This window comes from Primorskyibacter flagellatus, from assembly GCF_900176485.1.
Classification (GTDB): Bacteria; Pseudomonadota; Alphaproteobacteria; order Rhodobacterales; family Rhodobacteraceae; genus Primorskyibacter; species Primorskyibacter flagellatus.
In genome coordinates this window covers 187,036-212,209 of sequence record NZ_FWYD01000003.1, presented here as the reverse complement: position 1 = coordinate 212,209, position 25,174 = coordinate 187,036, and the positions used below count along the sequence as shown (strand labels likewise).

General features: G+C 62.2%; 23 protein-coding genes. 12 read left to right on the top strand and 11 right to left on the bottom strand.

The window, feature by feature from the left end; translation table 11 throughout:
* The first annotated feature begins 14 nt into the window (after positions 1 to 14).
* Positions 15 to 1,469 carry a MocR-like pyridoxine biosynthesis transcription factor PdxR gene (gene pdxR / locus B8991_RS06455; protein WP_084351586.1) on the top strand — a complete coding sequence of 485 codons (1,455 nt, stop codon included), beginning with the start codon at positions 15 to 17 and terminating at the stop codon, positions 1,467 to 1,469.
* A gap of 93 nt (positions 1,470 to 1,562) precedes the next feature.
* Here pdxR and B8991_RS06450 read toward each other — a convergent pair whose 3' ends face one another.
* On the bottom strand, positions 1,563 to 2,597 hold the full coding sequence (locus B8991_RS06450) for an NAD(P)/FAD-dependent oxidoreductase (protein WP_143514504.1): 1,035 nt from the start codon (positions 2,595 to 2,597) through the stop codon (positions 1,563 to 1,565).
* A 53-nt stretch (positions 2,598 to 2,650) separates the two neighbouring features.
* Here B8991_RS06450 and mnmC2 point away from each other — a divergent pair, with 53 nt between their 5' ends.
* Together mnmC2 and B8991_RS06440 are read left to right on the top strand one after the other, a co-directional pair.
* On the top strand, positions 2,651 to 3,349 hold the full coding sequence (gene mnmC2, locus B8991_RS06445) for a tRNA (5-methylaminomethyl-2-thiouridine)(34)-methyltransferase MnmC2 (RefSeq protein WP_084351582.1): 699 nt from the start codon (positions 2,651 to 2,653) through the stop codon (positions 3,347 to 3,349).
* The gene (locus B8991_RS06440) at positions 3,346 to 4,212 is read left to right on the top strand and encodes a DMT family transporter (protein WP_084351580.1); all 867 of its coding nucleotides are present in this window, start codon (positions 3,346 to 3,348) and stop codon (positions 4,210 to 4,212) included. Before mnmC2 ends, B8991_RS06440 begins: the two co-directional genes overlap by 4 nt.
* On the opposite strand, the gene B8991_RS06435 is transcribed toward B8991_RS06440, so the two are convergent.
* Complete coding sequence (locus B8991_RS06435; RefSeq protein WP_084351578.1) at positions 4,177 to 6,138, bottom strand: lytic transglycosylase domain-containing protein; 1,962 nt, start codon at positions 6,136 to 6,138, stop codon at positions 4,177 to 4,179. The genes B8991_RS06440 and B8991_RS06435 overlap by 36 nt on opposite strands.
* Positions 6,139 to 6,280: 142 nt before the next feature.
* Here B8991_RS06435 and dapA point away from each other — a divergent pair, with 142 nt between their 5' ends.
* Positions 6,281 to 7,156: a 4-hydroxy-tetrahydrodipicolinate synthase gene (gene dapA, locus B8991_RS06430; RefSeq protein ID WP_084352195.1), complete on the top strand. Its 876-nt coding sequence runs from the start codon at positions 6,281 to 6,283 to the stop codon at positions 7,154 to 7,156.
* Positions 7,157 to 7,258: 102 nt separating this feature from the next.
* Here the strand turns inward: dapA and B8991_RS06425 are convergent, their stop codons facing one another.
* The 7 genes from B8991_RS06425 to B8991_RS06395 form a co-directional block, all read right to left on the bottom strand.
* Positions 7,259 to 8,572 (bottom strand): M16 family metallopeptidase, encoded by a 1,314-nt coding sequence (locus B8991_RS06425; RefSeq protein ID WP_084351575.1) that lies wholly within the window; start codon positions 8,570 to 8,572, stop codon positions 7,259 to 7,261.
* The gene (locus B8991_RS06420) at positions 8,569 to 9,924 is read right to left on the bottom strand and encodes a M16 family metallopeptidase (RefSeq protein ID WP_084351572.1); all 1,356 of its coding nucleotides are present in this window, start codon (positions 9,922 to 9,924) and stop codon (positions 8,569 to 8,571) included. The genes B8991_RS06425 and B8991_RS06420 overlap by 4 nt, the downstream gene beginning before the upstream one ends.
* An 88-nt stretch (positions 9,925 to 10,012) precedes the next feature.
* The gene (locus B8991_RS06415; RefSeq protein WP_084351570.1) at positions 10,013 to 10,540 is read right to left on the bottom strand and encodes a DUF3035 domain-containing protein; all 528 of its coding nucleotides are present in this window, start codon (positions 10,538 to 10,540) and stop codon (positions 10,013 to 10,015) included.
* A 53-nt stretch (positions 10,541 to 10,593) separates the two neighbouring features.
* Positions 10,594 to 11,112, bottom strand: a complete 519-nt coding sequence (lspA, locus tag B8991_RS06410; protein WP_084351568.1) for a signal peptidase II — start codon at positions 11,110 to 11,112, stop codon at positions 10,594 to 10,596.
* Between the two features lie 40 nt (positions 11,113 to 11,152).
* Positions 11,153 to 12,766, bottom strand: coding sequence for a bifunctional phosphoribosylaminoimidazolecarboxamide formyltransferase/IMP cyclohydrolase (gene purH / locus B8991_RS06405; protein WP_084351566.1), 1,614 nt, complete (start codon positions 12,764 to 12,766; stop codon positions 11,153 to 11,155).
* 23 nt (positions 12,767 to 12,789) lie between these two features.
* Positions 12,790 to 14,538, bottom strand: a complete 1,749-nt coding sequence (locus B8991_RS06400) for a heparinase II/III family protein (RefSeq protein WP_084351563.1) — start codon at positions 14,536 to 14,538, stop codon at positions 12,790 to 12,792.
* 112 nt (positions 14,539 to 14,650) lie between these two features.
* Complete coding sequence (locus B8991_RS06395) at positions 14,651 to 15,919, bottom strand: RsmB/NOP family class I SAM-dependent RNA methyltransferase (RefSeq protein ID WP_084351560.1); 1,269 nt, start codon at positions 15,917 to 15,919, stop codon at positions 14,651 to 14,653.
* An 83-nt stretch (positions 15,920 to 16,002) separates the two neighbouring features.
* Here B8991_RS06395 and B8991_RS06390 point away from each other — a divergent pair, with 83 nt between their 5' ends.
* Positions 16,003 to 16,188, top strand: coding sequence for a DUF1674 domain-containing protein (locus B8991_RS06390; protein WP_084351558.1), 186 nt, complete (start codon positions 16,003 to 16,005; stop codon positions 16,186 to 16,188).
* A 196-nt stretch (positions 16,189 to 16,384) separates the two neighbouring features.
* Here B8991_RS06390 and dapB read toward each other — a convergent pair whose 3' ends face one another.
* Entirely contained in the window at positions 16,385 to 17,200 is an 816-nt protein-coding gene (dapB, locus tag B8991_RS06385; protein ID WP_084352193.1) for a 4-hydroxy-tetrahydrodipicolinate reductase, read from the bottom strand.
* Positions 17,201 to 17,283: 83 nt separating this feature from the next.
* Here dapB and rbfA point away from each other — a divergent pair, with 83 nt between their 5' ends.
* The 6 genes from rbfA to rpsO all read left to right on the top strand — a co-directional run bounded on the left by rbfA (position 17,284) and on the right by rpsO (position 22,004).
* Positions 17,284 to 17,679, top strand: a complete 396-nt coding sequence (gene rbfA, locus B8991_RS06380) for a 30S ribosome-binding factor RbfA (RefSeq protein WP_084352191.1) — start codon at positions 17,284 to 17,286, stop codon at positions 17,677 to 17,679.
* Positions 17,666 to 18,412 (top strand): phosphodiester glycosidase family protein, encoded by a 747-nt coding sequence (locus B8991_RS06375; protein ID WP_084351555.1) that lies wholly within the window; start codon positions 17,666 to 17,668, stop codon positions 18,410 to 18,412. Before rbfA ends, B8991_RS06375 begins: the two co-directional genes overlap by 14 nt.
* A 57-nt stretch (positions 18,413 to 18,469) precedes the next feature.
* The gene (gene truB / locus B8991_RS06370) at positions 18,470 to 19,375 is read left to right on the top strand and encodes a tRNA pseudouridine(55) synthase TruB (protein ID WP_084351552.1); all 906 of its coding nucleotides are present in this window, start codon (positions 18,470 to 18,472) and stop codon (positions 19,373 to 19,375) included.
* Positions 19,376 to 19,679: 304 nt separating this feature from the next.
* Positions 19,680 to 20,267 (top strand): DUF1643 domain-containing protein, encoded by a 588-nt coding sequence (locus B8991_RS06365; protein WP_235866562.1) that lies wholly within the window; start codon positions 19,680 to 19,682, stop codon positions 20,265 to 20,267.
* Between the two features lie 264 nt (positions 20,268 to 20,531).
* Positions 20,532 to 21,560, top strand: a complete 1,029-nt coding sequence (locus B8991_RS06360; RefSeq protein WP_084351549.1) for a calcium-binding protein — start codon at positions 20,532 to 20,534, stop codon at positions 21,558 to 21,560.
* 174 nt (positions 21,561 to 21,734) lie between these two features.
* Positions 21,735 to 22,004 carry a 30S ribosomal protein S15 gene (rpsO, locus tag B8991_RS06355; protein ID WP_084351546.1) on the top strand — a complete coding sequence of 90 codons (270 nt, stop codon included), beginning with the start codon at positions 21,735 to 21,737 and terminating at the stop codon, positions 22,002 to 22,004.
* A 171-nt stretch (positions 22,005 to 22,175) separates the two neighbouring features.
* Here the strand turns inward: rpsO and B8991_RS06350 are convergent, their stop codons facing one another.
* Positions 22,176 to 22,610 (bottom strand): universal stress protein, encoded by a 435-nt coding sequence (locus B8991_RS06350; protein WP_084351544.1) that lies wholly within the window; start codon positions 22,608 to 22,610, stop codon positions 22,176 to 22,178.
* A 382-nt stretch (positions 22,611 to 22,992) separates the two neighbouring features.
* On the opposite strand from B8991_RS06350, the gene pnp reads away from it, so the two are divergent.
* The gene (gene pnp, locus B8991_RS06345; protein WP_084351541.1) at positions 22,993 to 25,137 is read left to right on the top strand and encodes a polyribonucleotide nucleotidyltransferase; all 2,145 of its coding nucleotides are present in this window, start codon (positions 22,993 to 22,995) and stop codon (positions 25,135 to 25,137) included.
* The last annotated feature ends 37 nt before the right edge of the window (positions 25,138 to 25,174 follow it).

Genomic DNA, 25,174 nt, shown 5'->3' with positions numbered 1-25,174 from the left:
CTATCCTGACGCCCATGGCCATCCCCGTTGAAACCTTTTTCCTGACGCCTGACGCACAAGGCACCTTGCAGGCGCAGATCCAGCAGATGGTGGCCGAGGGCATCCTGTCGGGCCGGTTTCAGCGCGGCGAACGCTTGCCCTCGACCCGCGCGCTTGCCCGCCATCTGGGTGTCAGCCGCATCACAGTGACCCTTTCCTACACCGAACTTCAGGCCAACGACTATCTCACCTCGCGCGGGCGATCGGGTTATTACGTCTCCGACAGCGCACCAGAGCCGCCGGCGTTTTCCACGCCGCAAAAGCGGCATGAAACTGTCGACTGGTCGCGCGCCATCGGGCAGCGCTTCTCGGGCGGGGTGACGCCGCGCAGACCGTCGGATTGGGCGCGCTACCGCTACCCGTTCATCTACGGGCAGACCGATCCCACGCTGTTTGACCACGCCAACTGGCGCCTCTGCGCCATTCAGGCGCTTGGGGTGCCAAATTTCCGGGCCTTGACCACGGATTATTACGATCAGGACGACCCCGAACTGATCGAGTTCATTGCCCGCCACACCCTTCCTCGGCGCGGCATCATCGCCAATCCGGACGAAATCCTCGTGACGATGGGCGCGCAGAACGCTCTATGGCTGACCACGCAGGTGCTGTTGAACCCTCGCCGGACCGCGGTGATAGAGACCCCCTGCTATCCCGCCCTGCGCGATATCCTGACCCTGTCGCGCTGCCGTTTGGCACCTGTCCCCGTCGACGGGCAAGGCCTGCCCCCCGACGCGATCCCACAGGGTGCGGATGTGATCTTTACCACACCCAGCCACCATTGCCCGACCTCCGTCACCATGCCGCTGGACCGACGCCGCGCGCTTCTTGCCCGCGCCCGCGATCTTGATGCACTGATCGTCGAGGACGATTATGAATTCGAGACCGCCTACCTCGCGCCGGCAAGCCCCGCGCTGAAATCGCTCGATACCGACGGGCGGGTGATCTACGCAGGCAGCTTCTCCAAATCGCTGTTTCCGGGGCTGCGCCTGGGCTATCTCGTCGGATCCGCGGAATTCATCCAGGAGGCACGCGCCCTGCGGGCCTCCGTGTTGCGCCATCCGCCGGGACACATGCAGCGCACCGCAGCCTATTTCCTGCGGCTGGGCCATTACGACGCCCTGATCAAGCGCACCGCCAAGGCGCTCCACACAAGACGCCTGGTGATCGAGGCCGAACTCGCCCACCACGGGCTGACCGTCGCGGGGCAAAGCACACATGGCGGCTCAAGCGTCTGGGTCAAGCTCGCCGCTGGTCTTGATACCGCGCAACTCGCTGAAACCCTGCGCCTCCGCGACGTGCTGATCGAACCCGGCCAGCCCTTCTTTGTCGGCGCGGATGCGCCCACTAATTTCTGCCGGTTGGGCTATTCCTCCATCCAGGCAGATCTCATCCCGGAAGGTATCAGCCGCCTCGCCGCCGCCCTGACCTGAGCTTGCCCATTCTCATTGGCAAAAATACTCCGGGGAGCGCGAGGGGCTGGCCCCTCGCTCCCACCGCCTCCACACGCATGGACTTGCATGATCCTAAATGGACGCCTCCACCCGAAACCCCTCTGGAATGCCGTCGCGCTCCTCCAGCATCAAATCGGCCATCACTTCCGCCACCTTGGGCGTCATGCCAAAACCGATCTTGAAGCCGCCATTTGCAATAAACGCGCCTTCCGCCAGCGGATGCCGCCCCAGCATCGGCGCGCGTGACCGCGCGCGGGGCCGCACCCCGGCCCAGCGTTCCAAAACCTCGGCATCCCGCAGGATCGGCAATGCCTCACGCGCACGCTCCAATAACGCCTCGCATTGCGCATCCACACCGGTCGGATCTGAAAATTCGCGCTCTGACGTCGACCCCACGGCCACCGTTCCGTCGGCATGCGGCACGATATGCAGCCCGTCCGCGAACAGTTGCGGCGCGTCCCGCGCATCATGTCGCAACAGCGCGGCCTGCCCTTTGACACCATTGCCCACCCTGCGGCCCAACGTCTCTGACAGCGCCTCCAGCCCCTGCCAGCCGGTGGCCCAGAGGACCACACCCTCATCGGCGGCGTCCCTGACGATATCCGCACCCTTCGCGGTCAGGGCACGGGCCAGCGCATCGCAGGCACGGCGCGGATGCAGACGGGCGCTCAGCGTATCGCGGATCACCCAGCCACTGGCAGAGGCCGGTGCCCAGTCGTCCGCAGAGCGCTCGACAGACCAATCGGCAAAGCCCTGCCACAGATCCGCAGCCCCCGCCGCCCGTCCCCGCGCCAGAACCAGCGCCGCCGCGTCCGCGACGGGTTGCAGGCGGCCGGTGCGCGCATAGCCGGGATCGCCGCCGCCGACCTCCGCGACATCGGCCCAGAACGGCCCCGACATGCGCAGGCTCTCGAACTGGAACGCTTTCTTCTCGTTCCAGTTTTCCGGCACATGCGGCGCCAATGCGCCGACGATGCCACCACTGGCCCCTGCCCCCACGCCGTGCGGATCTACCACGCGAACCCGCGCGCCGCGTTTCGCGCAGGCCCAGGCGCAGGCCAACCCGAAAATTCCCGCACCGCGCACGGTGACATCCACCATTGTCAATTCACATCCCTTCTGGTTGGTGTCGCCATAGCGATGTCTTAGGGCAGGAAACCATGCAGAGCCAGAGCGACGATCCGCTGAACAGCCAAAGCGACTTTCTGGACTGGCGCGAGGGCGACATTCCCGTGTCCTTGCGCTTTGACGATCCCTATTACTCTCTGGATGACGGGCTGGCCGAGACCCGGCACGTCTTTCTGGCCGGCAACCGCCTGCCGGAACGCTATCAGGACGGGTTCCACATCATGGAGCTTGGCTTTGGCACCGGGCTGAACCTTCTGGCGGCGCTGGCGCTCTGGCGGTCGTCGGAGATGCAGGGAAAGCTGCATTTCACCACATTCGAGGCATTTCCCTTAAGCGGTGCCGATATGACACGCGCGCAGGCGGGCTTTCCCGAACTTCACAGCAGCGCGGCCGAACTGGCACCGTTCTGGCAGGCGAATGCACGCACGATCGACCTGCCGGATCTGGCCTTTCGCATGGTCGAGGGAGATGCCCGCGAGACCCTGTGCAAGCATGACGGGCTGGCCGATGCCTGGTTTCTGGACGGTTTTTCCCCCGCGAAAAACCCCGAACTCTGGGAGCCTGCGCTATTGGCAGAGGTTGCCGCGCATACCAAGCCGGGCGGAACGGTGGCGACCTATTCGGCGGCGGGGGCCGTGCGGCGCGCGCTGGACGCGGCGGGGCTTGTGACGACGCGCGTGCCGGGATACGGCCGCAAGAGACATATGACCACCGCACGGAAAGCACCATGACCCGCAACGACACAACCCTTGGCATCTGGTTCATGGTTGCCACCACGCTTGTCTTCGCGGTGCAGGACGGGATCTCGCAGCATCTGGCGAGCGAATATAACGTCATCATGGTGGTGATGATCCGCTACTGGTTCTTCGCGGCCTTCGTGATGACCATCGCCGCCCGTCAGGCAGGTGGGCTGCGCGCGGCGGCGGCCACGACGCAACCGCTGGTGCAGGGGTTTCGCGGGTTCCTGCTGGCCGCAGAGATCTGCGTCATGGTCGCGGCCTTCACCTATCTCGGCCTTGTTGAAAGCCATGCGGTTTTTGCCTGCTATCCGTTGCTGGTGGCGGCGCTGTCCGGGCCGGTATTGGGCGAATCCGTTGGCTGGCGGCGCTGGACGGCGATCGGCATCGGCTTTGTCGGGGTGATGATCATTCTCGAACCGGGCTTTGGGGTCTTTTCCCCCCTCGCGCTGATCCCGCTGGCCGCCGCCGCCATGTTCGCATTGTACGGGTTGCTGACGCGCTATGTGGCGCGGGCCGACACGGCGGCGACCAGCTTTTTCTGGACCGGCACGACCGGCGCGGTCGCCATGACCGCTGCGGGCCTGTGGTTCTGGGAACCGATGACCGGGCCGGACTGGATCTGGATGGGCGCGCTTTGCCTGACGGGCGCGGGTGGGCATTGGTTGCTGATCAAGACCTACGAGGTCGCGGAGGCCAGCGCGGTCCAGCCCTTTGCCTATCTGCAACTGGTCTTTGCCTCGATCATCGGCGTTCTGCTCTTTGCCGAGACCATCCGCCCGAACGTGGCCATCGGCACGGCGATCATCGTGGCGGCGGGGCTATTCACCCTCTGGCGGGCGCGCCGGAAGGGTTGAGCCGACGAGTTCCTTGCTGAACGGCACCGGATGCGGGTCCTTGCCCAAGCGCGCGCGGTAGACAGGCAGGCTTTCGGTCACACGCATCACATAGTTGCGGGTCTCGTCGAAGGGGATCATCTCGATCCAGTCGATCACGTCGATATCGCCTTTGCGCGGATCGCCATATTCGGCCATCCAGCGCGTCGGACGCCCCGGCCCCGCGTTGTAGCTTGCCGCCATCATCACCGGGTTGGCGTCAAACCGGCGCGACATCCATGCAAGATATTCCGCCCCGAGCTTGGCGTTGTGTTTCCAGTTCCGGGTCAGCATTTCCGTCTGATGCGCAATCCCGAGCCGCGAGGCTACGGCCTGCGCCGTAGCGGGCATCACCTGCATCAACCCCTGCGCACCGGCGCTGCTGACCACCTTCGGGTCGAACTCGCTTTCCCGACGCGCAATGGCCAGCACAATCTCTTTCGGCACAGGATAGTCGCCCTTCACCAGATCGTGCAGCGCGTAATAAGGGCGCGGAACCTCGATCCCGTATTGCGCGGCGCGTTTGCCCAGCATGACCTGAATATGAGGGCGGTTCAGCTCTTCCATCATTGCGCCCATCTGCGCGATAGCCTCGGGCGGTTGGGTTTCGGCAAGATGGGTCAGGAAACGCTCGCCCAGATCATCCTCGCCTGCCGCGAGCAGCAACACCGCTGCCTTGAACACAGAGCTTTGGGTGAATTCCGCCCCCCGCCATTCCGGCAGATCGCCGCCAGTCAGGGCGGCATTGAACGGCACGTTACCGCGTTCCGCCGCAAGCAATCCGTAAAAGCTGGTCTGATACTTCGCGCCCTCGGCATAGGCGCTTTGCGCGGCGGCGGCGTCGCCGGCCGCCTCGAAGGCACGGCCCAGCCAATAGCCTGCGCGCCCCAGCGAGATCGGCGTATCGACACCCGATTGCAAATGTTGGAAATGCTGCACGGCCACGCTTGGCCGTTCGCGTTTCAACGCGGTGTAGCCCGCAATCCACTCCAGCTCTGCATAAGCGCTGCCCTCGGTCAGATGATGGCTGGAGGCCACCTCGTAAGCCGTTTCCCAGTCCCCCTTGCGCATCAATCCGCGTGCCAGAAGGCGACGGCGATTCGCCCAGGCCCAAGGCTCGCCCAGCGAAGCGGCACTGACAGAGCGTTGCAACAGCAACTCTATCGCGGCATCGTCACGCCCCTTGCGGGCCCGCCAGTCAAACCGCGCATGTGCAAGACCCGGATCATTCTGCAATGCCTGCGGCACGCGCTCGATCAGCGTATCGACGGCCGGCCCCAGCGCATAAAGCGCCATACGCGCATCGGCAAGCGCGCGGCGATCCTCGCTGACCAGGCCGCGCATCATTTTTGCCGTTCCGTCCCAACCTTTCCACAGGGCCATATCCATGCGGGCGACGTGGTGCGGTTTCAGGATGTCGCCATACTGCGCCAGAAAGGTCAAATGCTCGCTTTGCGAGAGCGCCAGCGTGCGCCACGCCATGACGATATCCGCCTCTGCGGCCCCCTGCTCTGCGTTCGCTTCAAGCGCGCGCGCCAGAGTAAGCGCGCCAGAGCCGGTTTGCGGCAGATCATCGGCGAAGAATGCCAGCACCTCGGCATCGCTCGCGTCGGCCATCGCCTCTTCGCTTTTCATGCGCAGATAGGGCAGGCCCGGCCAATCGGCGTTGCGTTTCAGGAAGTCCTGCACTTCGGAGGCGCTGCCATTGCCAGCCCGCAGATTCATCCAGTTGATGACATCCACGGCCTGCTGACCCTCGCCCCGCGCGGTGATGCGCGCCTGCGCCCAGTTGCCAGCGCGCATCGCGTCCAGCGCCCCTTGCAAAGGCCGCGCAGCGCCCGGCGTTTGCGCCAAGGCTGGCAAGGACACACACATACAAGCCACGACTGTCAGGAGAATGCGCCACATGATCTTGCAATTTCCCTGCCGAAAATAGATAGACCTGCATCAGGATAGCGTGGCTCGCCGGACCTGCAACTCACATTCCCGGCAGAACGCCATCCCGAACCCGTCAATGATGACGACAGTGAAACAGAAAAAGGAGCGTGTCATGTTCAAGGGGTCTATGCCTGCCCTGGTCACGCCGTTCAAGGACGGCGCAGTGGATATGGTGACGCTCAAGAAACTTGTGGATTGGCATGTGGATGAGGGCAGCCACGGGCTTGTCCCCGTGGGCACGACAGGCGAAAGCCCGACGCTGAGCCATGCCGAACATATGGCCGTGGTCGAAGCCGTGGTCGAAGCCTCTGCCGGACGCATTCCGGTGATCGCCGGGGCCGGATCGAACAACACGTCCGAATCGCTGCGCTTCATGCAGCATGCCGAATCGGTTGGTGCCAACGCGGCGCTTGTGGTGACGCCCTATTATAACAGACCGACCCAAGAAGGGCTGATCGCGCATTTCACCGCGCTGCATGACGCCTGCGAGCTGCCGATCATCATCTACAACATCCCCGGCCGGTCCGCCGTGGACATGAGCCCGGTGACGATGGGTCTGCTGGCAAAGCTGCCGCGCATTGTCGGGGTGAAAGACGCCACTGGCGATCTGGCGCGGGTCTGCGCCCAGCGGATCACCTGCGGAACGGACTTCATCCAGATCTCGGGCGAGGACGGCACCGCGCACGGGTTCAATGCCCAGGGCGGCGTTGGTTGCATTACCGTCACCGGCAATGTGGCACCACGTCTTTGCGCCGAACTGCAAGAGGCAACCCTGGCCGGCGACTATGCCAAAGCGCTGACCATCCAGGACCGGTTGATGCCGCTGCACAGTGCCATCTTCACCGAACCCGGCGTCTGCGGTGTGAAATACGCCATGTCGCGTCTCGGCCTGTGCAGCGACGATGTCCGCTCGCCACTGGTGCCGCTGACAGACGGCACCAAGGAACTGGTCGATTACGGTCTGCGCCACGCGGGCTTGCTGAATTGATCTGAGCCGTAAGCAGGGCTGAAAACGAAAAGGCGCGCCGGGTTTCCGACGCGCCTTTTTCTTGCCAAGATTTGACGATTGTCCGGCGTCTCGATGCTGTTGCTACTGCCCCGGCAGGTCCAGACCTTCGGGCTGACCCACGACGGTAAAGTGCAGATCCTCGGGGCGCAGCAGGCGTTTGGCGACGCGTTGCACGTCCTCCAGCGTCACGGCCTCGACCTTTGCGTTGCGATTGACCACATATTCCGTGGGCAGTCCGTCCATCTGCATGCCAACCAGAATATCCGCGATCGGGCCGTTGCCGTCAAAGCGCAGGGGATAGGCGCCGGTCAGATAGGTCTTGGCCTGATCCAGCTCTTCCTGCGTGGCACCGTCTTCCGCCAGCTTTGCCCATTCGTCGCGGATCACCGAAATCGCCTCGGCGATACGGTTGTTGGCGCTGGCAACGCGGCCCAGATACAGCGCGGCGTAATCCTTGGGCACGAGGTAGGAATAGACGCCGTAGGTCAGGCCGCGTTTCTCGCGCACCTCGTCCATCAGGCGGCTTTCGAAACCGCCGCCGCCCAGGATCACGTTCATCACATAGGCAGCGAAGAAATCCGGGTCATCGCGCTCGATGCCTTCGTGGCCGAACAAGGCAACCGACTGAGGCGTCTCGAAGGGCACGACATTGATACCGCCCTCAAGCGCATAATCCGCGCGGGCGGGCATGTCCCAACCTGTCTCAGGCAAATCGCCCAGAAGATCGTCGATCAGCGTCGACAACTCTTCGGCCGAGATGTCGCCTGCCGCCCCGATAAAGACGTTATCGCGGCGTATCACGCCTTTGTGGGCGGCGGTCAGATCGTCACGCGTCAGGCCGGCCACGCTGTCCAGCGTGCCGTCAGCCGATGAGCCATATGGATGATCGCCAAACGCCGCTGCGTCAAAGGCGGCGCTGACAATGCTGTTGGGATCCTTCAGGTCGGACCGGATGCTCGATTCGACCTGCGCGCGCACGCGTTCGATGGCATCGTCGTCAAACCGCGGGTTGACCAGCGTTTCGCGCAGCAGAGCCACGGCCTCGTCACGGTTCTCGGTCAGGAACTTGGCCGAAACCGACACCGCGTCGTCATAGGCGTTATAGCTGAACCGCGCGGCAAGCTCTTCGGTGCGTTCGGTGAAGGCGCGCGCGTCCATCTCGCCCGCGCCTTCCTCCAGCAGTGCCATCATCAGATTGGTAGCACCGCGCTTGCCGTCGCGATCCAGCGACGCGCCGCCTTTGAAGCGCAATTCCAGCGCAACAAACGGAATGTCCTGTTCCTCGACCAGCCAGGCGTCAAATCCGCCGGGGGTGGCGATTTCCTGAATATCGATCTCTGCCCATGCCGGAAAGGCCAGCAAAAGCGATGTCAGCAGGGTTGCTACAAACTTCATTGCGTGACCTCCTCGGGTGTGGTCAGCCAGCCGGTAACGGCCTGATTACGGTCGAACACGTCACGGGCTGCCGCAACGATCTCTTCCCCGGTGACGGCTTGCAGAATGTCCGGCCAGGCCTGCACATCCTCGACCGTCAGCCCGGTTGCCAGGGCTTGTCCGTAGCGGTTGGCCAGACGTTCGACATTGTCACGCGAATAGATCGCCTGCGAACGCAACTGCATCTTGATGCGATCAAGCTGAGCCGCGTCGACGCCTTCGGCGAGGAACTCCGCGATCACGCGATCCATCGCGTCTTCTGCCTCTTGCAACGAGACGCCCTCGCTGGGCACGACAGCAATGCCGAAGCTGCTTTCGTCAAGACGCGTCGCATCGTAGAACGCACCCGCCCAGACGGCGGTCTGGCTGTCAAAGGTCAACGCGCGCACCAGTTTCGACGTCTGTCCGCCGCCAAGGATTTCCGACAGCAGCACCAGTGCTGCGGCGGTTTTCTGATCGTCATGATTACGCGACGGTGCCAGATATACTCGGCTGACATAGGGCTGGGCAACGCGGGCATCCCGGTAGGTCAGACGCCGCTCTGCCCTTTGCGGCGGCTCGTCGGGCCGGGCGCGATCCGTCAGTTCGGGATTGGGAGGCAGAACGCCGAAATGCTGCTCAGCCATGCTGCGCACATCTTCGGGCTTCACATCTCCGGCCACCACCAGAATGGCATTGTTGGGCGCATAGTTTTTTCGGTAATAGCTTAGCGCATCATCAAGATCGAGCGTCACCATCTCGTGCCGCCAGCCGATAATCGGCACGCCGTAGCGATGGTTCATATACAGTGCCGCGTTGCGTTGTTCGCCGAACAGCGCGCCGGGATCGTTCTCGGTGCGCTGGTTGCGTTCTTCGATGATGACCTCGCGCTCGGTCAGGATGTCCTCTTCGTCCAGCTGAAGGTTGACCATCCGATCCGCCTCCATCCGCATCATCAAATCCAGACGGTCGGCTGCGACGCGCTGAAAATACGCGGTGTAGTCATAGCTGGTGAAGGCGTTGTCGGACCCTCCATTGCGCGCGACGGTGCGCGAAAACTCTCCGGGGTCCAGCGTGTCGGTGCCCTTGAACAACAAGTGTTCAAGAAAATGCGCCACGCCGGACGCACCCTCGGGCTCATCCGCTGATCCGGCCTTGTACCACACCATGTTGACGACAACCGGCGCGCGGTGATCTTCGATCACCACAACCTCCATGCCGTTGTCCAGCGCGAACGTGGTTACATCGTCCTGCGGCGTGGGCAAGGTATCAGCCTGGGCAAGCCCCGTGGCCAGCATCAGGGCCAGGGTGGCCCCCTTGACGGCAATGCGCATGCAATTCCTCCATCGGTTTGACTGGAAGCTACGCGTATTGCGCCCGGATTCAAGCCGGGCCACGTCATTGTGACAGGCGGGATTTGCCTCAGCGGCCCGCTGGCGGCGCCGTGGGTGTGCGTGCACCGGCCCGGCGAGACGCGTTCAGCGTGCCGTAAGGGTCCAACGACTCGCGACGATAGGCGCGATCATATTCGTCTTCCTTGAAAAGCCGCCAGGAAAACAGCGATTTGCGCTTGCGGAATTCGAGATCCTCGGTCGCAAGGTCGGCGCGGACATTCCCATCGCGGCCCATGCGGCTGGCATGGTTGACCAGCGCACCGTCACCCGCAGGAACGCCTGCGGTCGGGGTCAGTCGCGACGGGTTGCCGCCCAGTGCCGCCACCGCATCCTGTTTGGGTGTCTGATCGGTACGATTTGCACCGCCGGGTGTAGGGGTGGGCAGCGCCGCAACGCTTTCAGGCGCGAGCAAAGGCTTTTTCGGCTCGATCGCGAATTCCTCGGGGGTGCCCCGATTGGTCCGCAGATCGTGCAGGGTTATGTCGCGTTCATAGCCGCCACAGGCGGTCAGCGCCGCCATCGTTCCCAGCATCACCCAAATGCGCGGCCCTGTCATCGCCACCCTCCTGATCGTCATTATGCCAGCCATATCCGATTGCTTGCCCAAGGTCACGGGGCGTTTTTTCGTCTTGTGTTGCCTGTGTTGTTTCCAGACTTGCCCGAGGGCTTGCGTGTTCCCGGAAACAGCACCAGCCCCAAAGCCCCCGCAAAGATCGCGATATCCGCCACGTTGAAGGCAAACGGATTTTCGATCCCGCAACAGCTCATGTTCAGGAAATCCGCAACGGCACCATACAGCACCCTGTCGACGACATTGCCAAGCGCGCCGCCGATCAGCATGCCGGCCGCGATTTTGCCCCATTTTGCCGGCGGGTCGCGCCAGATCCAGACCAGCACGAACAGGACGATCGCCACGGCCACGCCGATCAAAAGCCACCGGCCTGCATCGCTGTCGCCCTGAAAGAGGCCAAAGTTGACGCCCCGATTCCACGCCATGCGAAAATTGAGCAACGGCGGAAGCACGTCGATCTCGCCCAGCGTACGCAGGTTCAGCACATGCACGACCAGCCACTTGGTTGCCTGATCCAGCAGGAATGTCCAGAACCCCGCCCAGAACACCAGTTTCATGCCATCGCCTTTCGTTTGGCCAGATATGCGCGGCACCCCGTCAATGTCGGAAATGCCGCATGCCGGTGAACACCATCGCGAGGCCCGCCTCATCCGCAGCTTTGATCACGTCGTCATCGCGCATCGACCCGCCGGGCTGAATGACCGCCACGGCACCCGCCTCTGCCGCGGTCAGCAGACCGTCGGGGAAGGGGAAAAACGCGTCCGACGCCACGACAGAGCCTCGCGTCAGCGGCGCGGACAGCCCCAAAACCTCGGCCATATCCAGCGATTTACGCGCCGCGATGCGCGTACTGTCAACGCGGCTCATCTGGCCTGCACCGACGCCGACCGTCGCGCCGTCCTTGACATAGACAATGGCGTTGGATTTGACGTGTTTGGCGACTTTCCAAGCGAACAGAAGGTCGGCAAGCTGGGCATCTGTCGGGGCCTTTTGTGTCACCACTTTCAGGTCATCCAGCGCAATCGCACCGTTGTCGCGATCCTGTACCAGCATCCCACCGGAGACCTGCCGGTATGTCAGGCCGCCAAGCGCCGGGTTCGACAGCCCGTCGGTGGTCAACAGACGCAGGTTCTTCTTCTTGGCAAAAATGTCGCGCGCGGCCTGATCGGCACCGGGGGCGATCACCACTTCGGTAAAGATCTCTGAAATCACCTCGGCCGTGTCACCATCCAACGCACCGTTGAGCGCGATGATCCCACCAAAAGCCGATGTGCGGTCACAATCGAAAGCGCGCTGATACGCATCCTTCAGCGTGTCGCCGCGCGCCACACCGCAAGGGTTGGCATGTTTGATGATCGCGCAGGCCGGGCCATCACCCGGCAGAAACTCGGACACCAGCTCGAACGCAGCATCGGTATCGTTGATGTTGTTATAGGACAGTTCCTTGCCCTGATGCTGCGTGGCCGTGGACACACCGGGCCGGTTCGCGCCATCCTTGTAGAACGCTGCCGACTGGTGCGGGTTTTCGCCGTAGCGCAGCGTCTGCGCGAGCGTTCCGGCAAAGACCCTGCGGCGCGGTGCTGCCTCGCCCAGCGCATCGGCCATCCAGGTGGACACGGCCGCGTCATAGGCACCCGTGCGGGCATAGGCGATCTGGGCCATCTTCTGGCGGAACGCATAGGTGGTCTGGCCGTCATTGGCATCGAGTTCGGCCAGAAGCGCGTCGTAATCCTCGACATCCACGACCGTGGTGACAAAACCGTGATTCTTCGCCGCTGCACGGATCATTGCAGGGCCGCCAATGTCGATATTCTCGATGCAGGTGTCATAATCGGCACCCTTGGCCACGGTTTCCTCGAACGGATAGAGGTTCACCACCAGCAGGTCGATCGCGCCGATGCCGTGTTCATCCATCGCGGACACATGATTCGCGTTGTCGCGTAGCGCCAGAAGGCCACCATGCACCATCGGGTGCAACGTCTTGACCCGGCCATCCATCATCTCGGGGAAGCCCGTCACATCAGCCACGTCGCGGACGGCAATTCCCGCATCACGGATCGCCTTGGCGCTGCCGCCGGTGGATAGCAGTTCCACGCCGCGTGTCGCCAACGCACGGGCCAGATCCACAAGGCCGGTCTTGTCGGAAACGGAGATCAATGCGCGTTGCACAGGGGCAGTATCGGGGGCAAGGGTGGTGGCGTGTTCGGTCATATGTCAGCGGTCCCAGGTCAGCTTCAGGTCGATACCTCGATGTCGTCGCGGGCAAGATCGCGAATCGCGACTTTGGTGTCCTGCGGTTTGGCCAGCGACCATCGGATGCGCGTCGCATACCCCATGCTTCGGCCAGTTAAAACGATCTGTTTCGTCGCGCGGGGCCTCAGGCGACCTTTTTCCAGATAAACCGACGCCTCAAGCGCCAATTCAGCGCTTCCTTCATGCCGAAACACCCAGACTTCGCCCGATCGTAACGCCAGCGACACGGCAGATCCCCCCAGATCAACGGCGCTGTCGACCTCGGGATGCAGGTGGAAGCGCAGCTTGAACGGGATGCCTCTGGTCTTCGCCGCACTCAATCGCCTGTCAAATTGCCGTTCGTCTGTCTCGTCCAAGGCGATCAACAGGTCTTCGCCGACAAGTCCGCTTCCATCAAAGGTCAGCTCCAGCGTGCGGGCATGGGTCAGCCCGTGGGTCCGGCGATAGCCATCATGCCCGCCCTCGAACCGGATGCCATCGGGGGCGTGCGTGATCTGGATCGGCACGTCGCGCGGGATGTCCGCCAACGCCTCAAGCCGCGCCGCGCCGATCTTCCCCGCCTTGCCCAACCGCGCGCTGGAATAGCCGTCCAGCGTCAGCGTGCTATGCGACGGGGTGGCGCGTCCGGCCCGCCGCCAATCCTCGCCAAAGACTGCACCAGACCCGCAATTGACGATCAGCGGACGGCGTCCCGAGGTCAGCTCGAACGCGAGGGTGGATGCATGCGCCTTGAGCGAAGCGGTCCCCGAAGGTGGCGCTGCGGCATCAACAATCACGCTGGTGCGTCCGGCTGACAGTCGTGCATAGCCCATTGCCAGCCCGTCCGCGTGCCGGTTTTTGGCACCCGACATCGCCAGCGCCTGATCCAGCCGCCCGTCAAGGCCGCGCCCACCGCCATGAAACCGCGCAAGCCCGCCATCTGCGTGGCGCAAGGTGCGCAGCGTCGGCGCAATGCGATCAATCGCATCCAGATGCGGCGCTTCCGGCAGCTTGCCGCACTCGTCCAATGCGGCACTTGCCCAGGTCAGCAAGGTGAAAACTTCTAGCAACTCTTCAGGGTTGCGGGTCGGAATCCCGCCCTGCGCATCAACCTGACTGCGGCATTCGGTTCCAAGCGCAGATCGGGCCGGCAGCACGTAGCGCCCCATGCCGTCCAGCGTCAGACCGGCATAAAGCAGCCCGGTCAGCGCCTCGAACCGCGCCACGCCGGGGGATGCGGCCTGCCAGCGGCGGCCCAGAAAGTTGCTTTGATGCGCTAGGCTTTGGTAAAACTGTTGCGATTGTAGGCCCTCGGCGCCGCGTAGCAGGAACAGCGCGTGATGGGTCCAGCGAATCAACCTTCGGCCCGTCAGCTCCGGCACCCAGCCCGGCCCTTTTCCGCGCCCGAAGCGCACAATCCAGCCCCAAAGCCAACGCTGCGCAAGCTCTCGTGCTGCCGGATCGCCCACCGCCGCCAGATCATCCAGCCAGACGAAGCCGTGGATCTCTTCCTCGAAGGCGGCATCGGGCGGGTCGAGATCCCAAAGCATTGCGCCCTTGGCCTCTAGCAGATGACCACCGAATTGCAGGTTCCCCGCGATCAACTGACGTCCCTTGGCATAGCTTCCGATGGTTCGAGGCTCTGGCTTTTGGGAAAATGCCGTGGCTGCTGCGGCGCGCGCGCTCAGACGCGCGTGCAATCGGTTCATCCAACGCGTTCGCCGCGCTGACCAGCTTTCGGGGTCGGCCATTGATCGCCCTGCGCTCAATTTCGTGGCGGCCTCTACCGTGCCGCTGTCCGGGCGAAGTCTAGCCGTGAACCGACGCGAAGTCACCTTGGAATGCAGGGCAAATTTGCGCGATTCAGACGCGTGTCAGAAGCGCCATGTAGAACCCGTCCATACCGCCCTGTTCGGACCAATAATCGGGCCGCAGCCGCAGCCCGCCTTCTTCTGTTATCCAATCGGGGTCGATACCGGACAATTCCGGTTTGATGGTTTTCAGACCGGAATGGCGGGAAAGCGCCTCTTCGATCTGGCATTCGCCCTCATCGGGAATCAGCGAACATGTGCAGAATACCAGCCGTCCGTTGGGTTTCAGTAGTCCGATGGCATGGTCCAGAAGCGCCGATTGCAGCGCGATCAACGCACCAATATCGTCGCCTTCGCGGGCATATGGCAGATCAGGATGCCTCCGAATGGTGCCGGTCGCAGAACAAGGCGCGTCCAGCAGGATGGCATCGTAGCTGCCCGCGTGTTCCAGCCCGTCCCCGACAACAATCGTGGCGTCCAGCCCGGTGCGCGCAAGGTTCTGGTGCACCCGGCCCATCCGGGTTTCCGACGCATCCAATGCCGTCACGGACGCCTCGGTCGCGGCCAGTTGCATGGTCTTGCCGCCGGGTGCCGCGCACATGTCCAGAACCGCCTCGCCGGGCTGCGCGCTCAGCAAGCGCGCGGGCAAGGCAGCTGCGGCATCCTGCACCCAGAAATCGCCTGCATCATAGCCCGGCAAGGCCGAGACCTGCCCGCCCGCCTTCAACCGGACCGATCCGGTGGGCAGGACAGTGCCACCGGTCGCCTCGGCCAGTGTCTGCGGGTCGCCCTTTGCTGTCAGATCCAGAGGTGCCCCGGCAAAATGCGCGGCCTCCATGGCCAGCACCGCTTCGCCGCCCCAGGCCGCAACCAGCGGCCCGCGCAGCCATTTCGGCAGACGCGGCACGCGCAGGATGGCCCATTCTTCCGGTGCCTTGTCGACCAGTTTGCGCAGGACCGCGTTGACCAGCCCTTTCATGTGCCGCGTTTTGGGATTGCTTCCCACCAGCGTCACCGCCTCGTTGACGACGCCATGCGCAGCACCGCCCATACACAATTCCACCACGGCAAGCCGCAGGACGTTCTGCACGAAAACCGGAGGGGCCTTGCGCAAATGAGGTTTCAACAGGCGGTCGGCACGTTCGAGCCCGCGCAACACTTCTAGCGCCAGTCGCTGCGCGGTAGCGCGGTCCTGCGGCGTCATCGCCTGCCAGCCCGGGCCTTGGGTCGCTTCGGATAAAAGGTTGCGGTGTTCCAACACCTGTTCGATCAGACGCAAGGCCATACGACGCGCGCTCATCGGCTTTGGGGGCTGGGTCATGGCTTTTCTCCGGGCAAGGGCCGGGGTTGCTCCCGGACGAAGCGGGCGTATATCAGGGGGCAGACCACAAGGGAACATATGCAATGACCGAGTCCCAAGAACCCAACCTGCCACCCGCTGCGCTGCGCGCATTGGCAGAGGCCGAAGAACGTCGCAAGGCGGCGGAAGCAAGCGGCAACTCATGTCCCAAGGAACTTGGCGGCAGAGACGGGCCTGAACCCGTGCGCTACGGCGACTGGGAGAACAAGGGGCTGGCGGTCGATTTCTGAGCGCGGCGGTTTGCGGCAATAACAAAAACATCCCGCCCGACGACACCTGGTCCCTTGCCTGAAATGGAGCTTAACGGCTCGACAGCATCGGGCATTTGGTTTGGACCACAGGCTCATACGCGCAACGTCGCCCCACACGCAGCACGCAGCGGAACCGTCCGCCACCCCGGCGACGCAAATACATCACGTTCACCCGTCAGTCGTTCAGGCCCAGCACGTCGATCATGTCATATTCACCGGGCGTCTTGTCCTGTCCCCACAGCGCCGCACGCAGCGCGCCACGGGCAAAAAGCGACCGGTCTGACGCAAGGTGACGCAACACCAGCCGTTCGCCTGGGCCGGCAAAGATCACGTCATGTTCGCCCACGACATCGCCACCCCGGATCGCCGAAAACCCGATATCGCCTTTTTTGCGCGCCCCGGTGATGCCGTCGCGACCGCGATCCGAGACATCCTCCAGCGACACGCCGCGCCCCTCGGCCGCGGCCTCGCCCAGCATCAGGGCCGTGCCGGAAGGGGCATCGACCTTGCGGTTGTGATGCGCCTCCACCACTTCGATGTCGAACTCTTCGTCCAGCGCGGCGGCGACTCGTTTCGTCAACTGCACCAGAAGGTTGACGCCAAGGCTCATATTGCCTGCCCGCACGATCACCGCGTGGTGGGCGGCGTGTTTGATCGCTTCCAGATCCTCGGGGGCCAACCCGGTTGTGCCGATCACATGCACAGCGCGTGCTTGCGCGGCAAGGCCCGCGAATTCCACGGTCGCGGCGGGCGAGGTGAAGTCCACAACCGCCTGAGCGCGCGCGAACGCCTCCAGCGGATCATCCTCGACCAACACGCCAGCCGCCGCGCCACCCATTGCTTCGCCCACGTCACGACCAATCCAGTCGTGGCCGGGTCGCTCCAACGCGCCCGTCAGTTGCATCTTGTCGCTGTCGCCGATCATCCGGATCAGCATCTGCCCCATGCGGCCAGAGGCCCCCGTCACCACAATCCCCGGCAGGTCCGTCATCATCCGCTCTCCTTCGCTTTGCGCCTGCATATCGAAGCTGCGACCGCTTGGCAAAGCCCCGTGAAAGGCCTATGTGGCCAGTCATGGCAAAGAACCGTTTCTCCGAGGGCGCTGGCCCGTCCCAAAGGCAACTTCGCGTCGGCGAGTTGATCCGGCGCACCCTGTCGGATGTCCTCGCCCGTGGCGATATACACGATCCCGACCTCAATCGCATGTCGATCACGGTGGGCGAGGTCCGCACCTCGCCGGATCTGAAGGTGGCCACGGCGTATGTGCTGCCGCTTGGCGGCAAGGGGCAGGACGTGGTGCTGGACCTGCTGAAACGCAATCAGGGCGAGCTGCGACGCGCCGTTTCCAAGAAGTTGACGTTGAAATACGCGCCCGAGCTTCGGTTCCGTCTGGACGAGACATTCGACCGGATGGATGACACGCGCAGGCTGTTCTCGCAGGACGACGTGCGTCGCGATGTCGAAGACTAAGCGCGGAATCCTTGCAGCACTGATTACCTGGCTGATCGCCGGTCCGGCGCTGGCCCTTGATTGTCGCGACCTGTCTCACGAAGGCAATGACTATACGATCTGCGAGGCGGACGCATCGCGTGACGAGATCCGCCTGTTTCTCAATGCAGACGATGGGTCGCTCTACGGGCATTTCTCCGCCATCTCCGACGCTTTGGCCAAAGAGGGCGCGACGCTTGGCTTTGCAATGAATGGCGGCATGTACCATGACGACCGTTCGCCCGTCGGCCATTATGTCGAAAACGGGCAAGAACAGATGCGCGTGGTTCCCAATGCAGGCCCCGGCAATTTTGGCCTTCTGCCCAACGGCGTGTTCTGCATCCGCGACGGTCGTGCCAACGTGTTCGAAACGCTGGACTATGTGGACAGCGCCCCGGAGTGCCGATTTGCCACGCAATCCGGCCCGATGCTGGTGATCGACGGCGAGTTGCACCCGCGCTTTCTGCCCGACAGCACCTCGCGCTATATCCGCAACGGTGTCGGCACCGGGCCTGACGGCAAGCGCGTCGTGTTTGCAATCTCCAACAACGCCGTGACCTTTCACGAATTCGGCCTGCTGTTCCGGGATGTGCTGGATGTGCCCAACGCGCTGTTTCTGGATGGCAACATTTCGCGGATGTATTCACGGCAACTGAACCGCAGCGATTTTGGCTGGCGGTTGGGGCCCATCATCGGCGTGGTTGAACGGAATTGACGCCGCAGCGGGCATCCGCTAGGCCCGCGTTTTCTGTCCACACAGCTTGAGGATCCTATGGCACGCAAACGCAAGGGACGCGATATTTCCGGCTGGCTGGTGATCGACAAACCCGCCGGGCTGACCTCGACCGCCGTGGTCAACAAGGTTCGCTGGGCGATGCAGGCCAAGAAAGCCGGACATGCCGGCACGCTGGATCCCGAAGCGACCGGGCTGCTGGCAGTGGCGCTTGGCGAGGCAACCAAAACGGTGCCGTATATCACCGACGCGCTCAAGGCCTATGAGTTCACTGTCCGGCTGGGCCAATCCACCAACACCGATGACGCCGAGGGCGAAGTGATCGCGCAAAGCGATGCCCGCCCCACGGACGACGACATCAAGGACGCGTTGAGCGGTTTTGTCGGCGATATCATGCAGGTGCCGCCGCAATTCTCCGCCGTCAAGATCGACGGTGAACGCGCTTACAAGCGCGCCCGCGACGGCGAAGAGATGGAGATCGAGGCCCGTCCGCTTTGGGTCGAGGAACTGCTCCTGACCGACCGTCCGGATGCCGATACTGCGGTGCTTGAAATGACCTGCGGCAAGGGCGGTTATGTGCGTTCGATCGCGCGCGATCTGGGGGCGGCCCTTGGATGCCACGGCCATGTCGTCAGCCTGCGCAGGCTGTGGTCCGGCCCCTTTGATCTGGACGGCGCGCTGACAATGGACGAGGTCGAAAAGCTGGCGCAAGATCCCGCGCTTGACGCGCATTTGCGCCCATTGGAGGTGGGTCTGGCCGATCTGCCCTGTGTGACCTGCCCCGCCGAATCCGCCGTGCGTCTGCGCAACGGCAACCCGGCTTTGGTGTTGGCCAGCGGCGTGGAATATGGCGACGAATGCTGGGCGGCGATGGACGGTGAAGCCGTTGCCGTGGGCCGCTACAAATCAGGCGAGCTGCACCCGAGCCGCGTTTTTGTCCGCTGAGCATCACACCGCGTTCCGGCTTGTGTTTATCAGCCCGGCACGTCAGGTTTTGACCCATGTTGCGCCGTGAACACGATATTGCGGGCGGCCGGTCAGTGGCGCTTTATTCTGACGGCGTGCCCTATCGCGACGCCCTCTCGCGGACGTGGAGTGCCGATGACGGCCAACTTGTCTTTGTGATATCCCCCCCCCGCCGGCGAAGGGCGAAGTATTTCACGCACCAAAATGTGGTTTCTTCCATGAATTTCATGGGCATAAAAAGAAACCCCTGTGCTACTGACTGTTTCCTTCATTGGAGGAAAGAATGACAAAATTGAAGAAAAAATACCTCGGGGACGATGCGCACATGCTGCACGACCCCGGCGGCAAGGTTCGAATCAATCTTCCGGACGGTGTGATCGGTGGCGCGACCTACTCCTCATGTGGCCGATACCGACAGGTCTTGACCCGCGACTGGACGCCAGAGGGCACAGAACCGCGAACCATCATGTTCGTCGGCCAAAACCCCTCTGTCGCCACGGCCGAGGTTTCGGACCCGACCTGTGACAGGGAGGTTGGCTTTGCCAGACGGTGGGGCTTCACCCGATATGTGAAGACCAACATGTTGGACTGGCGCGCCACCGAGCCCAAGAACGTTCCACACGACCCTGAACTGGCGTGCAGCCAAGAAAATCTCGCGGCCATTCTTCGGGAAGTGGAGGATGCCGAGGAAATTCTGCTGGCCTACGGAAAACTACATAAGCGCTTCGTGCCAATCGTCGGGAAGACGCTGGACGCGCTCAAAAAAACCGGAAAGCCGCTCAACTGTTTGAAACTGAACAAGGACGGGTCAGCTGGCCATCCTCTTTATATCAGCAGCGCGACCGAGCGCTTTCCATTTCCCGAGGCCTGACAAGCCGATCCCCAAGAAATCCGGCCAGTCCCATCCACGCCTTCCACCATGACCACCAATGAAACGCGCGCGCATGTTGCTATTCTCCAACGGGCCTGAAGTGTCTTCGACATGGACGAACCATCTCTCACCCCCCAAAACGGTTCACCCGTAAATCTGGCAGATGACCAATACCTAAACGCGCTATTTACCTGCTTATAGAGTGGGCGTTGAAATTTTCGACACTCAGCGAAATCATGTCAGCGGGTATTTACGGGGTGTGTCATGCTTATGTTGGCGGGTTTGATGGGGATGATGGTGCTTGGTTCCGTCGTTCTGGTTTCGGATGACGGTTTGACCGACCGGGAGCCTCCTGAAGGCAAAGATGATGAGGAAGAGGCTACCAGACCCGACGGCGCGGATGCGCTTTCTGTCATTGTCAACAAGGACGGCACGGACGCTATCGAACCTTCGACTGATGGTACTTCAATCCTCGATCAGTTCATTCGCACGGAACCCGCAGCTTATGCCAACGAAGGTTCCGCCGACGCCAACGTTATCGACGGCAATGACGCAGACCGAATGATGAACGGTTTCGCTGGGCACCACATGATAGACGGCACCGATGGCGAGGATCAGATACGCGGGAAAGGCGGCGATGATACGCTGAACGGCGGTGACGGCGACGATACGCTTTATGGCGGCGACGAGAACGACGTGCTGCATGGCGGCACCGGGGCGGACGATCTTTACGGAAATGACGGTGCCGACATCATATTCGGCGAACAGGGTGCCGATTCGGTAAATGGCGGCCTTGGCAATGATACGCTTGACGGCGGCAGCGGCAACGACGCGCTGCACGGACGACATGACGACGATCGAATCACCGGCGGCGAAGGCGAAGATACCCTGTTTGGCGGATGGGGCGACGATACGCTCGACGGACGGGACGACCAGCGTGATTATCTGAACGGCGGGGATGGCGACGATCATATACGCGCTGGGGCTGATGACATCGCAAGCGGCGGCGAAGGCGCGGACAGCTTCTACTTCTCTCAGATAGAAACCGGTCAGGATGCTGCCCAACTGATGGATTTTGACCCGGCCGAGGACATGCTGGTCGTGCTTTACGGTGACGACGCGGCGGATGTCGATCCGGACATACAGATCGAACCGGATGAAAAGGATGCCTCGCAGGTCAATCTGACCGTCAACGGCGTGGTGGTGGCACGGATGAACAGTGACGACGCCCCTTCGGTCACTCAAGTCGTCCTTATGTCAGAGGCAAGCGCCAACAGCTTGTTCGGCACCTAGATCAGCCGCCTGTCACGGTACTGGAAAAGCCACGCGTTTTCTCTTTCCATCCTTTTCGATCTGCCCTATACGCGCGCATTCGCCCCGGCATCTGTCTGGGCGAAACTGCTCCACGGGCCTTGCTGGACGACATCCCGGCTCGCGCCATTCACACAAACCCTAAAGGAGACCCCGATGTCGATCACTGCTGAAGAAAAAACACGCCTGATGAAAGAATACGCGACCAAGGAAGGCGATACCGGTTCGCCCGAAGTACAGGTTGCCATTCTGACCTCGCGCATCACTACGCTGACCGAGCACTTCAAGACCCACAAGAAGGATAACCACTCGCGTCGTGGCCTTCTGATGATGGTTGCACAGCGCCGCAAGTTGCTGGACTACCTCAAGGCCAACGACGAGGCTCGCTATCAGGATCTTATCAAGCGTCTGGGCATCCGCCGCTAAGCCACGCCCTCGTCGGCACCTCGCCGAGCGGACGTAATCTGGATTTGCTATTGGAAACGCCCGCCGCTGCGCGGGCGTTTGCCTGAGAACGACCGCCGAAAATCAGGCGTGACATCAAAATGGCGACCGAGACCTCATTCGACCGCCGTTCCGAAATCTGCACAAGATCGTTTATCTGACCGTCAGAACGGGACAGGACGAATGCGCAGTTAGCTTCTGCGAGATACTGCCCTGTAGAAGGCCGCGGAGGTTTCCTAGACCACGGCTTCCCGAAACGATCAGGTCCACGCCGTTCTGCTCGGCGTAACCGAGGATTGACTCGGTCGTGTCTCCGGTCAGGATACTGGTCGCCTCCGCTTCGTGCCCGGCGTCTTTGGCCCAAGCCAGCGCCTTTTCCATAACCGGCCTGCCAAGCGCTTCAATACGCTCATGCGTTGGCAGGACCCCCAGCGACCCGCTGCCGAGAGACAGGGTCTCGATCTCAATCTGGGGCGCATGCACGATGTGCAATGATGCCTTGTATTTTTCGGCAACGTCACTTGCGTAGCGGACCGCGCGTCGGGAATGTTCCGAACCATCCACGGCGACCAGAATGTTGGTGAACATGGAATCGCTCTCCTTTTTTGTTTACCAATCACATGCCTTGGCAAAGCACGACAGAAGCTTGCGCTGGATCAAACGAGTACAGGACCTTCTGACTGCGAGTTTTACAGACGCTCATATCACGACCGCATGAAACCAGCCAGCGGACAAGTATCGTTGGCAATGCCGCCCCGATCCTTGACACGCTATGCCTGACACACGGTCCTTTGAAGCCTCTCTTTCGATGAACTCTTCCCATCAAGCCCCGCTTGATGTATGGCCCGCGCATCTGAGACGTGACGCCCTGACCCTGGCGCATGCGATGATGATGGGGTCGGCGGCAATGGGGCCGCTATGCAATCGGGAGACCCGGAGGGCCGGGAGTGCTCCCTACAGGAAACGATATATGTTTAATGTAACGACGAAATCAATGCAGTGGGGCGAGGAAACGCTGACACTGGAAACGGGCAAGGTTGCCCGTCAGGCAGATGGCTCGGTCATCGCCACTTTGGGCGAAACAAGCGTGATGGCCAACGTCACCTTCGCGAAGGCGCCCAAGCCCGGTCAGGACTTCTTTCCGCTGACCGTGCATTACCAGGAAAAATACTACGCTGCGGGTAAAGTGCCCGGCGGCTTCTTCAAGCGCGAAGCGCGTCCGACCGAAAAGGAAACGCTGACCGCGCGCCTGATCGACCGTCCGATCCGTCCGCTTTTCGTTCCGGGCTTCAAGCATGAAGTTCTGGTGATGTGCACCGTGCTCAGCCACGATCTGGTCAACGACCCCGATGTGGTTGCCATGATCGCGGCCTCTGCTGCGCTGACCATTTCCGGCGCGCCCTTCATGGGCCCGATTGCCGGCTGCCGCGTGGGTTATGTGGATGGCGATTATATCCTCAACCCCGAAGTCGAGGACATGCAGAACCTGCGCAACAACCCAGAGCAGCGGCTCGACCTGATTGTTGCCGGCACCAAAGACGCGGTGATGATGGTGGAATCGGAAGCCTACGAGCTGTCCGAAGAGGAAATGCTGGGCGCCGTCACTTTCGCACATGAGCAGATCCAGCCGGTGGTCGACCTGATCGTCAGCCTGGCCGAAGAAGCCGCAAAAGAGCCGTTCGACTTCCAGGCACCCGATTACTCGGACCTTTATGCTGCGATCAAGGCCGCGGGCGAAGACAAGATCCGCGCGGCTTATGCGATCACCGACAAGCAGGAACGCACCACAGCGGTTGCCGATGCCAAGGACGCGATCAAGGCGGCCCTGACCGAAGAACAGCTTGAGGATGCGAACCTCGGTTCCGCGCTGAAAAAGCTGGAAGCGTCGGTTCTGCGCGGCGATGTCGTCAAAACGGGCAAGCGCATCGACGGTCGCGCACTGGACACCGTCCGCCCGATTGTCAGCGAAACCGGTTTCTTGCCGCGGACGCATGGCTCTGCCCTGTTCACCCGTGGTGAGACGCAGGGTCTGGTTGTGACCACTCTGGGCACCGGCGACGACGAACAGATGATCGACGCGCTGCATGGCACCTACAAATCCAACTTCATGCTGCATTACAACTTCCCCCCCTATTCGGTGGGCGAAGTGGGCCGCGTATCCGGACCGGGCCGCCGTGAGATTGGCCATGGTAAGCTGGCATGGCGCGCCCTTCAGGCGGTTCTGCCTGCGGCGACGGATTTCCCCTACACGATCCGTATCGTGTCGGAGATCACCGAATCCAACGGCTCCAGCTCCATGGCATCGGTCTGCGGCGGTTCGCTGTCGATGATGGATGCAGGTGTTCCGCTGAAATCGGCGGTTGCCGGCGTTGCGATGGGTCTGATCCTTGAGGATGACGGCTCTTACGCGATCCTGACCGACATCCTTGGCGACGAGGATCACCTCGGTGACATGGACTTCAAGGTTGCGGGTACGGAAAACGGCATCACGTCGCTGCAGATGGACATCAAGGTTGCGGGCATCACGCCCGAGATCATGCAGAAAGCCCTGGCGCAAGCCAAGGACGGCCGGATGCACATCCTTGGCGAGATGTCCAAGGCGCTGACCGGTGCTGCGGAATTCTCTGTCCACGCGCCGCGCATCGAGACCATGCAGATCCCCACCGACAAGATCCGTGAAGTGATCGGCTCGGGCGGCAAGGTGATCCGCGAGATCGTCGAACTGTCGGGTGCCAAGGTCGATATCAACGACGACGGCATCATCAAGATCGCATCTCCCAACGGCGAGGCCATCCAGAAGGCCTATGACATGATCCATTCGATCGTGGCAGAGCCGGAAGAGGGCAAGGTGTACAAGGGCAAGGTCGTGAAGATCGTTGATTTCGGCGCCTTCGTGAACTTCTTCGGCAAGCGTGACGGCCTTGTGCATGTCAGCCAGATCGAGAACCGCCGCCTGAACCATCCTTCGGACGTTCTGAAAGAAGGCCAGGAAGTGTTCGTCAAGCTGTTGGGCTTTGACGATCGCGGCAAGGTACGTCTGGCGATGAAGATGGTCGATCAGGAAACCGGCGAAGAAGTCGCCGAAGAGAAAAAGAGCGAAAACGCCGACGGCTGAAGCCGCTCCGTTTAAGTGACACGAAAGGCCCCGGTCA